At 35.6% G+C, this 15044-nt stretch carries 9 protein-coding genes; 4 read left to right on the top strand and 5 right to left on the bottom strand.

Features of this window, described 5'->3' with window-relative positions; all coding sequences use genetic code 11:
- Window positions 1-186: 186 nt before the first annotated feature.
- The 4 genes from ACSQ7D_RS00850 to ACSQ7D_RS00835 all read left to right on the top strand — a co-directional run bounded on the left by ACSQ7D_RS00850 (window position 187) and on the right by ACSQ7D_RS00835 (window position 9735).
- Window positions 187-4575, top strand: a complete 4389-nt coding sequence (locus ACSQ7D_RS00850; RefSeq protein WP_437135030.1) for a gliding motility-associated C-terminal domain-containing protein — start codon at window positions 187-189, stop codon at window positions 4573-4575.
- A 145-nt stretch (window positions 4576-4720) separates the two neighbouring features.
- A complete protein-coding gene (locus ACSQ7D_RS00845) occupies window positions 4721-5632 on the top strand; it encodes a PorP/SprF family type IX secretion system membrane protein (RefSeq protein WP_437135029.1) in 912 nt (303 codons plus the stop codon).
- A 57-nt stretch (window positions 5633-5689) separates the two neighbouring features.
- Window positions 5690-7642: an OmpA family protein gene (locus ACSQ7D_RS00840; RefSeq protein WP_437135028.1), complete on the top strand. Its 1953-nt coding sequence runs from the start codon at window positions 5690-5692 to the stop codon at window positions 7640-7642.
- A 110-nt stretch (window positions 7643-7752) separates the two neighbouring features.
- Window positions 7753-9735: an OmpA family protein gene (locus ACSQ7D_RS00835; RefSeq protein ID WP_437135027.1), complete on the top strand. Its 1983-nt coding sequence runs from the start codon at window positions 7753-7755 to the stop codon at window positions 9733-9735.
- A 63-nt stretch (window positions 9736-9798) separates the two neighbouring features.
- Here the strand turns inward: ACSQ7D_RS00835 and lipB are convergent, their stop codons facing one another.
- The 5 genes from lipB to ACSQ7D_RS00810 form a co-directional block, all read right to left on the bottom strand.
- The gene (lipB, locus tag ACSQ7D_RS00830; RefSeq protein WP_009418278.1) at window positions 9799-10494 is read right to left on the bottom strand and encodes a lipoyl(octanoyl) transferase LipB; all 696 of its coding nucleotides are present in this window, start codon (window positions 10492-10494) and stop codon (window positions 9799-9801) included.
- Window positions 10472-11347 (bottom strand): KPN_02809 family neutral zinc metallopeptidase, encoded by an 876-nt coding sequence (gene ypfJ / locus ACSQ7D_RS00825; RefSeq protein ID WP_278588837.1) that lies wholly within the window; start codon window positions 11345-11347, stop codon window positions 10472-10474. The genes lipB and ypfJ overlap by 23 nt, the downstream gene beginning before the upstream one ends.
- 61 nt (window positions 11348-11408) lie before the next feature.
- Window positions 11409-12416 (bottom strand): aspartate--ammonia ligase, encoded by a 1008-nt coding sequence (asnA, locus tag ACSQ7D_RS00820; RefSeq protein ID WP_437135026.1) that lies wholly within the window; start codon window positions 12414-12416, stop codon window positions 11409-11411.
- A gap of 24 nt (window positions 12417-12440) precedes the next feature.
- Window positions 12441-13439 carry a glycosyl hydrolase family 5 gene (locus tag ACSQ7D_RS00815; protein ID WP_437135025.1) on the bottom strand — a complete coding sequence of 333 codons (999 nt, stop codon included), beginning with the start codon at window positions 13437-13439 and terminating at the stop codon, window positions 12441-12443.
- A gap of 102 nt (window positions 13440-13541) precedes the next feature.
- Complete coding sequence (locus tag ACSQ7D_RS00810; protein WP_319951747.1) at window positions 13542-14564, bottom strand: OmpA family protein; 1023 nt, start codon at window positions 14562-14564, stop codon at window positions 13542-13544.
- Between the last annotated feature and the right edge of the window lie 480 nt (window positions 14565-15044).

Here is a 15044-nt window from a genome sequence, read left to right as displayed (position 1 = left end):
AAAGGTTTTTTTATTCACTTATTTTCCAATTGCTGATACCTGCTAAGCGGGTATTGTAATGACAGCTATTATAGATGAATAATATATTTATTAGGCACTGATAAAAAATAAGTGTTAAAAATCTTGTGTTTTTATGGGTGAAGACGTAATTTTGTCTTGCAGAAAGAAGTTTTTTAAGGCTTAATAATGATGTGGGATTTTAAACGAACAGCAAATGTATTTACTCTAATACTACTACTTATACTCTTTTCTTCAACAGAGATTCTTAAGGCACAGCAACTAAAAACTGTAATTTCAGAGAATATAAAATTTACTACTTCTGGTTTTCAGGAAGGCACTTATATTTCCGTGAGAATTATTTTTCCTAAAGATAAAGAAAAGATAGATATACGATTCGCTTTTCCTGAAGGAATTGAATATGCGGGATATACTCTTGAAAAAAACAGTGCCATACGAAAAGTTACTCCCAAAGATATAAATTTACCTAATAATCCTGTGCTTACTGTACTAAGTAGACCAGGAAGTACAACACATCTTTTAGTGAAACGGAGAATTACTAAAAGAGGGTACAGCTATCTGAAAAAACATTTATCTCTTCAAGATGAAGTGGGGGTAATGATTGATGAGGTAACGGTTGCTACTAAAAAATCTAATGAATATTTTTTGAATACTCCTAATCTGCAAATTACGACACAAAAGGTGAAAGAGAATCCTATGGGGGATTATTCGAGAGTATTCAGTATTGAGAATAAAACCATAGAAGGGAAAAGAGTAGGTATCATAAACGATATTTATTTTTCGGTGAAACACCCATTAGGGGTTAAAACACGAAAAATGATTTACAATAAAAAAGTACTTACTCCCATAAGTAAAGTGCCACAGCATATAGGGCAAAATGGAGGAGAGGATTTGTATGTGATACGAATTTCGGAAGGATTAAAAGAGAAGGGAGGAGTCTGGATTACAGAAGAGTATACGGCGAAGGGGTGTAAAGCCAATGGAGAGGTGAGTTATGAGGCTTATTGGGGAGAAAATCCTTCGGAATTATATGAAGTGAGTAGTGCTGTTCAATCAATTACAATGCAAGTGGCAACTGATGAAAACCCTAATGTTATTTTAAATCCACAGAGTACAGCAACTTATTTTAAATGGAGTGATGGCTTCTGTGGAAATACTTTGGGAATGTTTACTGCACAATATATTAATAAAGGGAATGCAACGGCTTATGACCTTCAACTGACCCTTTATGAAGAAGAGGATGCGGTGAAATTTAAGGCTTATAAACCTACGAATTTCCGTATTATAGATAGTGAGAAAAAAGAAATCATTATCCCTGATAAAGCTATACAAATGCCTGATGGTGTGTTAGGAAAACGCATCATTAGCTTTGCTGAATTAGAAAGCTTTAAGGATTTAGCATTAGGACAACGCAATATAGGTCTTACTGATGAAGATGGTGATGGGGTAAGAGATGATTTGGCACCAGAAGAAAAGTTAGAGATACGGTTTGATTTAGTTAGAAATGATAATATTCTCTGCTTATCATCTACCGAAGGGATATTTAGTGTAAGTATTATTACTGAGCTTTCTTACCATAGCTTGTGTGGTATTTCTTTTCATAAACAAGAGTCATTAAGTGACCATACTTTTAAACGAAAAATAAAAGATGTGAAAGACACTTCAAGATTTCCTGCCTTATTAGCACTTAATCAACCTATACCGACTTCAATATCTTTTACAGCTTCTGTAACTTCACAAGACAATATTCAACAATTACAATCACATCACAAACAAATAGCAGAAAGGAAGTATCGTTATGAGCTGTTGTTACCCGAAGGAGTGGCAATGACGAATATAAAGTTTTATAAAGCCGATGCTTATGGGGGTTCGGTAGCACCTGCAATAACTCTACCTGATGTCCTTTCGGGAGGAACATTCAGTTATACCACAGCAGATGAGGTTTGGGGATATATCACTTTTGATATGATTTTAACAACCTGTAAGGCAAACAAGGTTTCTTTGCAATATTCAATTTGGCAAATGGATAAGAATAGGTATAATACTTATTGCAAAATACCCTATATCTGTACACAAAGGACGATAGTTGCCAAGTGTCCTGATGTGTGCTTTGAGAATGCCCCTAAAACACTTTCAACAACAATAGAAAGGGCTGAAAATTCGTATGGTTGGACAGATTATACAATGACCAAACGGCAAAAGCGCGCTAAACTGAGACTAGAAGACCGCAAACGAGCTCTTTACTTAGACGATATTGAAATAATATCGGAGGGAGTACAATTAGGGGGCTCTACTAAGAATCTTTATTATTATGTGCAGGTACCTAAAACAGTGGAACTATTGCCTAAACAAGTTAGTTTAAAGATAGGAGAACATCTCATAACATTAGTTGCCAAGCAGGGTGTCCTTCGTGAGACTACCGATAATGAAAATAATTATTTCTTGTGGAATTTAACAGAGGCATTACCTTCTCGAGGAGTTTTAGCAGATGAGAAATTTACTGCCGTTGCTACTTATCAAGTGGAGAGTTGTACTGCCGAAGATGTTACTTCAATCTCTCAATTAAAAGAAGAGATAGGTTCTTTTTTTTATAGAATTGATGGAACAAAAGAACAAAACATAAATGAAAAAGGTTATCATACGGAGGAATTATTACATTGTGGAGAAGAGAGTAAGAGTGTATTTTATATTGTAAATTTACCTGATGAAGATATTCATTCTTGCTATAAAATGAAAGATTGTGTGTTATTTCTTCTACGAAATAAGACAGAGGGTAGTGTTTTTCAGCAGACTACCGATAGAATATTTAAAGATGAATATCGCCCTAAGAGGCTTGTAAAGGTTATAGAGATAAAAGTGCCTAAAGGTTATGATTTGGTAAAGCCGGTGACGTATCATTATTTAGAAAACACGGCAACTAATGTAGTACATATTCCGTTAGATAGCTTTACAACGGATGAAGATAAGGATTTTAAAGTGTATACTTATACCAACCCTAAGAAAGGAACGGAGGGATATTTACCTCCAGAAATTATTTCAGGACAAAATGATGAGAATCAGTATATAGAAGTTTTTGTACAGCCTACTTGTAAAGCAAAAGTATGTACAAGCGAAGAAGAAGCCTTTAACCATAATCAATTAGTAAATATAAGGGTAACCTATGAAGGTTTCTATTATCATTATGCCAATAGTGGAGAGACAAAGATTATAAAACAGAACACATCGAATACTTTGCTTTATGGGGGACAGCGCTCTATTACTTTGCAGTCCATCACCCCTCAGAATATAAAAATACATAACACGACCTTTTTTATAGACTTTAGGTTACAAAATTTGAATAGGGAGCCCATAGATAATATTTGGCTTATGCTCCCCAATATACAAGGTATAGAAGTATTGAGATTGTTAGCAATAGACCCTATTAAACAGAAAGAGCAAATAGTTATCACGGCCCAAGATGTGCAAGACAAGAAGTATTATTCTTTAAGTGAGCTACGAGCCTATACAGATATAATTTATAGATTGGAATACCGAGTGACTAACTTCGATATGACACATTTTACCGTTGAGGTTTATGCAGGCAGGAATTGTAATGATAATTTAATGGAATGCAATATGCAACAACTTGTGTATAATGTAGAAAGTGAAAAAGGAGTAACACCTGATATTGTTGTTGTAACACAACCTGAGAGTCAAGTGTTATGCAATGGAGAAAGAGTTGTATTTACTTCTGAGGCTAAACTTATCTCAGCAAGTGCTACAGGAAAAAACATCGGCTATCAGTGGCAAGAATTAACTAATAAAAGCACCCAATGGAAGAATATAGATACAGAAAAGGGCTCTGTTAGAAGTGGAAATAAAGTAACCTTAGTTTTTGATGCTGTCAATGCTCACTTAAACGGGAATAAGTATAGGGTGAAATATAGTTATACAGACGTAAAAACTGCTACCGTTCAGTATTCTGAAGAGGCAATATTGAAGGTGAATTATTTAACTATCGAACAACAACCTACCTCAGGTGTTTATATTCAGAAAGCTTTACCATCGCCTTTATATGTAATAGTGAAGGGTACCACTACACCTGTGTATCAGTGGTATGAGAGTACTATGAATACAAATATAGGTGGTAAGGCAATAGATTCTCGCGCGAATAGTTATATACCTTCAACTGAAACAGTAGGGGAGAGGTATTATTATGTGACTATAACTGATAGATGTGGCACTGTAACGAGTTCAGTAGCCAAAATAGAGGTAAAAGCAGATACTTTTACAACAACAAGTGAATTGAAAAGAATTACTGTTTACAATGGCTTATCAGCAAACGGAGATGGAAAGAATGATTATTTCTATATCAGAGGGATAGAGCATTACCCCAATAATAGAGTTAAGGTATATAATCGGGTAGGTGAAAAAGTGTTTGATATAAAAGGATATAATAATACTTCTCGCGTATTAAAAGGAGATAAAATGCCCTTAGGAACTTACTACTATGTGTTAGAATATTACGATGCTCAACGAAAAGAAACACAAATAGGGTGGCTGTATATACAAAAATAATAAGGGTATAGATATAAAATATTGTGTAAAAAGTGGTAGAAATGTAAAAAAGTTGTACTTTTGCCGAAATAAAAGTTAGTTAGATTTACTATCTACCTGATTAACAGTAATGAAGAAAAATAGTTAAGTAATACACAGTTTAAAAATGATTAAAAAAGCGTTTATTTTAGTATTAACAATGTTTAGTGTAGGGATATATGGACAACAAGAGTCGCAATATACCCAGTATATGTACAACACTATGATGTTTAACCCAGCTTATACAGGCTCAAGAGAGGTAGGCAGTTTCTTTGGTATGTTTCGTACCCAATGGGTAGGTATCAAAGGAGCCCCCACTAATGGGAGCATTAGTTATCATCAACCAATGGAGAGCTTACGCAATGTAGGTTTGGGAGGAAGTATTTTTAGAGAGAGTATAGGACCTCAAAATCAAACCGATTTAACGATTGATTTTTCATATACTTTGAACTTTGAGAACTCCAAATTAGCTTTTGGCATCAATGGTTCGGGTAGCTTATTTCAAATAAATTATGATGAGCTAAACAAACAAGATCAAGCAGACCCTAACTTATCGGGCAGTGAGAGCGTTTTTTCACCTAATATAGGAGCGGGTATTTATTGGTATACTGATAAGTATTATTTAGGGTTTTCAGTGCCTAATATGTTGGAAACCACTCATTACAACAAGAGTTCAGTGTCTGTGTTGAAGAATACGCAGCATATGTATTTAATCGGAGGTTATGTGTTCAACTTGTCAGAGAACACAAAATTCAAACCCGCAGTGCTTTCTAAGATAGCTTTTGGAGCACCTTTACAATTGGACTTATCGGCAAACTTTATGTTTAATGAGAAGTTTGTGTTGGGGGCAGCTTACAGATGGTCGGCAGCAGTGAGTGTAATGGCAGGTTTTCAGATAAGTGAACGTTGGTTTGCGGGATATGCTTATGACTTTGAGACGACTGAATTATCAAAATATAACTCAGGTTCACACGAAATCTTTTTGCGTTATGAACTGCTCAAAACCTATAAGAAAATAGTGTCTCCTCGTTTCTTTTAGTTAGGAAGGAGAACAGAGAGTATAAGCCTTTATAAATTACTTAAAATTGAATTGTTGATGAGAAAATACACTTTTATAATAGCCTTATTTTGTGGAATATCTGTACTGTTTGCCCAGAATGAGAAAGAGTTGCAAAAGGCAAAGGAAATGTATAAAAACTTTGCTTATGTTGATGCTATAAAAATATATGAAAGCATTGCTAAGAAAGGATTTGTGAATCAAGATATATTAGAAAATCTTGGTAATTCATACTACTACAATGCCGAATACAAGAAAGCATTACCTTGGTACAAACAGCTATTTGAGAATAAGAAATATAAAATCAAACCTGAATATTACTATCGCTATGCACAAGTACTAAAATCAGTAGGGAAGTATGACGAAGCGAATAAGCTAATGTCTCAGTTTGCTGAGCTTACAGGTAATAATGATACGCGTGCTGTGCTTTATGAAGAGAATAAGGACTATCGGGAAGTGATAGAGAGTAACTCAGGACGTTTGCAATTACACCCAGTAGCTATTAACACCGAATATTCAGAATATGGGACAGCTTTTTATGGTGATAAAATAGTTTTTGCAGCAGCTAATAGCGGTAGAGCTTCTAAAGGAGGAATTTCACAATGGACAGGAGAGAGTTTTTATGACCTGTATATAGCAGACCGCAATAAGCAAGAATTAAGTAATAAGAAACCTTTTTCATCAGCTTTAAATACAAAGTTTAATGAATCTACGGCTGTATTTACAAAAGACGGAAAAACAGTGTATTTTACCCGTAATAACTATATAAATAAAAAGATAGGAACGAATGGAGAAAATACTATCTTACTAAAAATACTTAAAGCAACGAAAGATGAAAAAGGAGATTGGGGAAATGTGGTAGAAGTGCCATTTAATAGTAACCAATACAATGTAGCGCACCCAGCCTTGAGTCCTGATGAAAAATATCTTTATTTTGCTTCAGATATGAAAGGAACCTTAGGGAGTTCGGATATCTTTCGCGTAGAGATTTTAGGAAATAATAAATACGGTAGACCCGAAAATTTAGGAGATGTTATTAATACGTCGGGGCGTGAATCTTTCCCTTTTATCTCTAAGAATAATGTGTTATATTACTCATCAGATGGCTTTCCAGGGTTAGGAGGTTTGGATATCTTTGCGGTAAAGTTTTATGAAGACGGAACAGTATCAAAACCTATTAATATAGGTAAGCCAGGTAATAGTGCTGATGATGATTTTTGTTTTATAATGGATAGTGACAGCAAGATAGGATTTTTAAGTTCTAACAGAGCTGGAGGAAAGGGTAAAGATGATATTTACAGCTTTTATGAAGAGAAACCTTTATCCTTTGACTGTGAGAAAATGCTGAAAGGAGTACTGAAAGATGCTAATACAAAAAGCGTTATTGTAGATGCTCTTATAGTACTATCAGATAGAACAATGAAACAGATAGATACTCAAAGAACTAAAGAAGATGGTACTTTTGCATTCAAGAAAGTGGATTGTAAAGAATTATATTATTACCTAAGAGCTGAAAAAGATAAATATGAAACCACAGAAGTGAAAGTATTAACGGGTAAAGAAGGAGATATCTTCTACGAGTTCTTGTTAAAACCGAGAGAAATAGCTATCTCAAAGGATACTGATTTAGCTAAAGTATTTGAGATAAAAGAAATATACTTCGATTTAAACAAGTCGAACATCAGACCAGATGCAGCGGTAGAATTAGCTAAGATTGTGGAAGTGATGAAACAATATCCTAAGATGAAGATAGATATTCGTTCGCACACCGATAGCCGAGCTACAGATGCTTATAACTTAGCTTTATCTGACCGTCGGGCTAAATCAACTCTTGAATGGATAGTTAAGCAAGGTATTGACCGCAAGCGATTGAAAGCGAAAGGCTATGGAGAAACGCAATTAGTAAATGGTTGCTCAAATGGAGTGCCTTGCACTGAAGAACAACATCAAGCTAACCGTCGTAGCGAGTTTATTGTGGTAAGTATGGATTAATAGAAATATTGTAATGGAAGATTAGGAGTTATAAATTAACTCCTAATTTTCTATTTACCCGGTTGATATTACAAACCTTCTTTTTTATAATTTTTTCCTTTTATTGATTTATGAAGAAACAAATACCTTTCTATTTATTAGCCATTCTTGTAAGTACTTTCACCCAAACTATTTGTGGACAAAGTGAAAAAGAAGCTTTACAGAAAGCAGCTAACTATTACAAGAACTTGGATTATGTACAGGCTATTAATGCCTATGAAAGTATTGCACGTAAAGGAGTAGAACCCCAAGAGCTATTAGAAAATTTGGCTAATGCTTACTACTATAATGCCGATTACAAACAAGCGAATAAGTGGTATGCAAAACTCTTTGCAAATACTGATGCTAAGACAGGAAAACCTTATAATATTAATCCTGAATATTACTATCGTTATGCGCAAACTTTAAAATCAATGGAAGATTATGAAGCCTCTGACAAAATGATGGATAAGTTTGTGGCTCTTAAAGGAAATACTGATTCGCGTGCAGTACTCTTTCAAAAGAACAGAGATTATCAAGCAGAAATTAAGCGAAATTCTCATAGAATGGTATTACACCCTTTGCAGATTAATACTAATAAATCAGAGTATGGGACTGCTTTTTATGGTAATAATATAGTATATGCTACTAGCAAAGGTGGTATCTTAAAGAAGCGTGCAGATTGGACAGGTGATAATTTTTATAGTTTGTATGAGGCAACTACTGATAGCTTGCAAGTTTCTAAGAAAGGGAGGCTCAATGGTATCAATACTAAGTTTAACGAATCGACAGCTGCGTTTAGCAAAGATGGAAATACGGTTTATTTTACTCGTAATAACTTTATCCATAATGAAGTAAAGACTAATGGGGACGAAACAGTATTGTTGAAGATATTTAAAGCTACCAAAAATAAGAGCGGTAAGTGGGAAGATGTAAAAGAAATGCCTTTTAATAGTAATATTCATAGTGTAGCTCACCCTGCTTTAAGTCCTGATGGTAAATATATTTATTTTGCATCGGATATGAAAGGTACTATTGGAGCATCGGATATTTATCGTGCTAAAATACTGAAAAACGGTTATGGAAAGCCAGAGAATTTAGGAGCACTTATCAATACTCAAGGTAGAGAGTCTTTTCCATTTGTTTCAGATGATAACATATTGTATTATTCATCAGATGGTTTTCCAGGTTTAGGCGGATTAGATATTTATGCCGTAAAATTAGATGAGGGAGGTAATCCTATTTCTAAACCTGTGAATATAGGTCGCCCTGCCAATAGTGCTGAAGATGATTTCTGTTATGTAATTAACACTCATACTAAAATAGGTTATCTTACTTCAAACAGACCAGGAGGTAAAGGAAGTGATGATATTTATAGTTTTTATGAGGAAGCCCCAGTACAGTTCTCGTGTAAACAAGCCATTAATGGGGTTGTTAAAAATGCAAAAAGTTTAGAAGTAATATCAGATGCTAAAATTACTTTATTAGATAAGTCATTGAAGTTAATAGAAGAACAAATCTCGAATAAGGAGGGGACTTTTAGTTTTCTTTATACTTCCAATTGCAAAGATGAACAGCTAATAATTAAAACAATAAGGGAAGGTTTTTCTTCTGATGAGCAAAATATTACTTTAACAGGATTAAAAGACGCGTATGCAGAAGTCTTGTTATCTCCTATTGTTGAGAAGAAACCTATAAAAATAGGAGATGATTTATCAAAGGAATTAAAAATAGATAATATATACTTCGACTATGATAAAGCTAATATTCGTCCTGATGCAGCTGAACAGTTGGCTAAAATAGTAAAAGTAATGGAAGAGTACCCTACTATGAAAATAGATGTGCGCTTGCATACTGATAGTAGAGGTTCTGATAGCTATAACTTAGCTTTGTCACAAAGACGTGCAAAATCAACTATTAAGTGGCTTATAGCTCACGGTATTCACAAAGATAGGATTACGGGTAAGGGATATGGCGAAACGCAATTAGTAAATGGTTGCTCAAATGGGGTACCCTGTACTGAAGAACAGCATCAAGCAAACCGTCGTAGTGAATTTATTATTATATCAATGTAAGAAAAGAATATTTCTATAAAATAGGAGGAAGGTTATCATTTTGATACCTCCCTTTTTTATTCTTTATAATGTTGCTTCAAAGATTTCTTTAAAATGAGTTAGGATACGTTGTTTTACTTCTTGTAAATCCACCTTGTCTTTTGCTAATTCTACATTTAGGGATGTTACTGCTTTACCGCGAATACCACAAGGGATAATATTATCAAAATAGCCTAAATCAGTATTTACATTTAGGGCAAAACCGTGCATTGTTACCCAACGAGAACAACGGACTCCCATTGCGCAAATTTTACGAGCAAAAGGCGTTCCTACATCAAGCCAAACCCCTGTCTCACCTTCACTGCGTTCGCCTTTGAGACCATAATCGGAAAGAGTACGGATAATCACTTCTTCTAAAGAACGCAAATACTTGTGGATATCGGTGAAAAAGTTTTCTAAATCTAAGATAGGATAGCCCACAATCTGTCCAGGTCCGTGATAGGTGATATCTCCTCCACGATTGATTTTGTAAAAAGTAGCCCCTTTATTTTTTAGACCTTCTTCATCAATGAGCAGATTCTCTATATGACCGCTTTTGCCAAGTGTATATACGTGAGGATGTTCTACAAAAAGGAAATAATTAGTAGTAGGCAGGGTTGTGCCATTAGCTTTGTTATTTGTTTTTTGTGCGACTATTTCTTCAAACAGCGACTCTTGGTAGTCCCACGTTTCTTTGTAGTCTTTATTACCTAAATCCTTAACGATTACTTGTTTGTTCATAAATAGTTTGAATATTACCCTGACGGATATCTCCAGTATTGTACCCTTTGGTAAACCAGTATTTGCGTTGTTCAGAAGTACCGTGAGTGAAAGAATCGGGTACTACGTGTCCTTGCATACGTTTTTGTATAGCATCATCACCTACAGCGTTAGCCGCACTAAGAGCTTCGTCAATATCGTCGGCATCTAAATATTTTTGGTTGTGATGTGCCCATACTCCCGCATAGAAATCGGCTTGTAATTCTTGTGCTACCGACCATTTATTGGCAGCTGCTTTGGAGAGCCCTTGTTGTTTTTGGCGTACTTGTTGCGAAGTGCCTAAAAGCGTTTGGATATGATGCCCTACCTCGTGTGCCATTACGTAGGCAATAGCAAAATCGCCACCTTTAGCTCCGAAGCGTGTTTTGAGTTCTTCAAAGAAATCCATATCCATATAGAGTTTTTGGTCAGCAGGACAATAGAATGGACCTACTGCAGAAGAGGCAGTTCCACAGCCTGTATTTACATTAGCGGTAAAGAGTACCAAGGTAGGTTTCTTATAGGTTCCTAAGCCATTTTGAGCAAATACTTTATCCCATACATCTTCGGTATCGGCGAGTACTGTAGCGGTAAATTCACCTATTTTCTTTTGTTCGGCAGTAAGTTCTACGCGTTCTACCGCTTGTTGAGTTTGGTTACCACCTGCTACTTGACTTACTACAGAGGCTACTTGTTGTCCTGTTTCGCCTCCAAAGAGTTGTAACAATACTACGATGATACCTACGATACCACCGCCTGCTATAAGACCACCTTTAGCACTTATTCCGCGACGGTCGTCTACATTGCTACTTTGTCTTCTTCCTTCCCATTTCATAGTTTATCTTGTTATATTTTGGTGCAAAGATACATCTTTTCTCAATATGTACAATATCCGTTTACAATAAATGAATTCCGTTCTTATCGCATAACTGAACCATATCATCTGTCCATATTGATGCTTGTACTTCACCGATATGTGCTTTTTGCAAGAGTAGCATACAGATACGAGATTGACCGATACCTCCCCCAATAGTTAAGGGTAATTCACCGCGTAATAGCATTTGATGGTATTCTAACTTCTCGCGTTCTTCTGATTTTGAAGCTTTCAGTTGAGAATGTAGAGAGGCTTCGTTTACTCGAATACCCATTGAAGAAAGTTCTAAAGCGCTGTTTAGTACAGGATTCCAAATAATAAGGTCGCCATTGAGTTCCCAATCGTCATAATCGGGGGCTCTATTGTCGTGTTTTTTTCCTGAAAGAAGTGTTTTGCCTATTTGAGTAATAAAAATAGCTCCTTTTTCTTTGGTGAAATTATGTTCACGTTCAGAAGGTGATAAGTTAGGATACATATCTTCTAATTCTTGTGAACTTATGAATGTTACTTCACGAGGTAGAAAAACCTTACACTTGTTATATTCTTTTACTAATATCGCTTCTGTTTCAAGAAAGGCATTATATAGCTGTTTTACGGTTTGTTTGAGATAAGATAAAGTGCGCTGAGAGGGAGTTATCACTTTTTCCCAATCCCATTGGTCTACATAAATAGAATGGGTATTATCTAATTCTTCATCTCTACGGATAGCATTCATATCAGTATAAATGCCTTCGCCTGCTTTAATACCATAGCGTTTCAGGGCTAAACGTTTCCATTTAGCAAGAGAATGGATAATTTCTATCACTTCACCTTTGTAATCTTTCATTTCGAAGCTAACAGGGCGTTCTATTCCGTTGAGGTTATCATTAAGGCCTGTGGAACGCTTCACAAATAAAGGAGCCGAAATACGTGTGAGGTTTAAAGCGCGCGCCAAAGCCTGCTCAAAAGAGTCTTTGATTAGTTTTATAGCTCGCTCGGTATCCATTATTCCGTAGGGAGTTGAGTAGTTCTTAGGGATAATAATAGTCATAATCAGACGATAATAAGCTGTTTGTTAATTTAGTAGCTTGCTTTGAGTTAATAGCATTAGTTCTCGTACTGCTTTGGTAGTTATAGGGTGTTCATCGGCACGAACATCATAACCATTCATTTCGCCTATATTCCACAAACCTATACCATCAGGGAAGGCTTTAGAGTCTTTAATTTTGGAGGCAATCTTCTCAAACCATTTAGCTCTCTCAGCATCATTTCCTTTGTATTCTTTTCCTGTTTCCTCAATAACCAAAGGTTTACCAATGCTATGGCAAAAGGCAACTAATTGGGGAATACTATTAATAGCGTCGTCGTCGTATACGTGTATGGTGGGGATATCAATCTCGGGCAACGACCATATTTCTTTAAAACCTAAATCGGCATCGGTACCCCAGCCGTCTTTGCCTTGATGAAGAAACCCACCTGCTGAAATAGGGCGAGTTACTCCCATTTTCTTCAACTGAAGGGCTAACCGTTTATAGAAGGCAATGAGATTAGCTTTATTACCCGCTTTCTCTATTGGATTATCACTGTATTTACTAAAAGGCTCGCCTGCTATGGCTATGAAAGCAAGGTGAGGGTCGTTTTTATAAGTATATCCTTTTATGGGGGTTCTGTTTAAAACAACTTCTAAATACGGAGTCCAATCGGTAGAAGGTGAATAAGGGTTGATACCTTCTTTTATGAGTTGATTTCGTATGTAGGATAAATCTAAAACATAAGTCATACCGCTGGCGACTATTTTGGCTACTTTTTTATCCATTTCGTCAAACTTATGTTCAGGGTCACTGGTTAAATCTTGCAAATGACCTTTATCTTTTTGTATCATATCAGTCAATCGCATACAATTAATACCCATAGCTTTAGCATTAGCAATCCATTTATCGACATTAGGAGCTCCATAAGCAGTAGCAATTCTTAATCCTACTCCTGCTTTTGGTTCTTTGTTTTCAGGATTTGATTTTTCGTCTTTACAAGCGATTAGTAAGACAAAAAATAGGAGTAAATATTTTCCTTTCATATTGTGTAAGTTTTTTTAATTTTAGAATCAAAGAAACTACACTTTGCTAAACTTGCTGTTTAACAAAGTGTAGAAGCTATGAAAATTAATGAAAAAAGTATTTTATTTTTCGATAATAATAAATTCTACGCGTTTATTGGCTTGGTGTTCTTCTTCGCTACAAGGCACTCCGTTTTCGCAACCATTTACCAATTGCGTTTCGCCATAACCTTTGGCAGTTAATCGGTTAGGAGAAATGCCTTTGCTTACAAGCCATTGATAGATAGATTGTGCTTGAGTTTCGGTGAGGTTCATATTGTAACCGTCTTCTCCTCGGCTATCGGTGTGCACTTTAATTGCTATTTTTACAGTAGGATTGGCTTCCAAAAAAGCCACAATTTTAGCTAATTGCACAGAGGCGTCATATCGGATATTGGTTCTTCCGTAGTTAAAATGAATATTATCAATGGCAAAAACAGGGGCTAAATCATCGCCCTCGTTAAGGCTTATTGTGTGAGGGGATAATGATATTGTTTTTTTGAGAGTGTTATTGTTCTCAAAAACGATAGGAACATCGGCAATATCATAATCTTTTTTTACGATTTCCACAAAGCCATTTTGGAAGTTACAGTTCAGTTTTTTGGTAGTAAAAGAGCCTTTACTATCAGTTGTATTGCTGGAAAGAGCTCCCATAGCACTATCGAATATAAAAACTTGAGCACCAGAAATCTTGGCACCTGTTTCGGCATCGGTTACAGTGCCTATAATTTCACGAGAGCAATCTGGTGTAGGGTTAGTTTGAGGAGCGTCACCTTTTTTTGTGAGTACCTCAAATAGGTTAAATTGTTTTTTAGCTTCGTCTTTTTTACCTAAGGCTTGCAATACCACTGCATAGCGGTAACGGTTGATGGGTTGGGGAGAGTAGTTGCCGTCTTTCATCAGTTTTTCATACCAATGGAACGCTTTAGGATAATCTTTACTAGCATAGTAATAATCGCCCAATCGTTCTACAACTTCTTGTATTTCATATCCTCTATCTACTACTGTGTTATAAATTTCGACAGGAGATACTTTTATTTGTGAAAAACCTAAGAAGCAACCTCCTAAGAATAGGGCAAATAGAACTTTTATCTTCATATTTTTCATTTCAAATTAAGGCACAAATGTACAAAAACTTCTTAAAAGTTGTACAGTTTTCCTTTTTAATTTAACATTTTTAACAATTTCTCTCTTAGTTAGAGTTAGGTAACTTATACCTTATTTCTACCTTTACAAAATTAGTGCCAATCTTTTTGATTAGCAGATTAAGTGTAAGCTGTACGGGCAGTTGTGGTATAATGGACAGTGCGAGCTACGCAGGTGATTAAGTTAGCAAGCTGAGAGAGTTGGATTATCGAAAGATTTCGGAGAGGTTCGGAAGGAGTAAATTGGCTAAAAAGTGAAAAATGAGGGGTAAATGGGTATGCTTAGCTTATAGAGAGCTTATAGGAAGCTTATACGAATCTTGGAAGATTGGTATAGAAAGGCTATATAAGTAGTTGATAGTGAATGGTTAAAAGTGAAGGATGAAAAGAGGTTTTGGCGAAAGAAAAGTGATTAAAAACGAAAGCGACCTGCTTTCTGGGG

This window comes from Capnocytophaga sp. G1920 (genome assembly GCF_051417515.1).
Note: the sequence above shows the minus strand (reverse complement) of the source record. Positions and strands in the feature narration are given on the sequence as shown.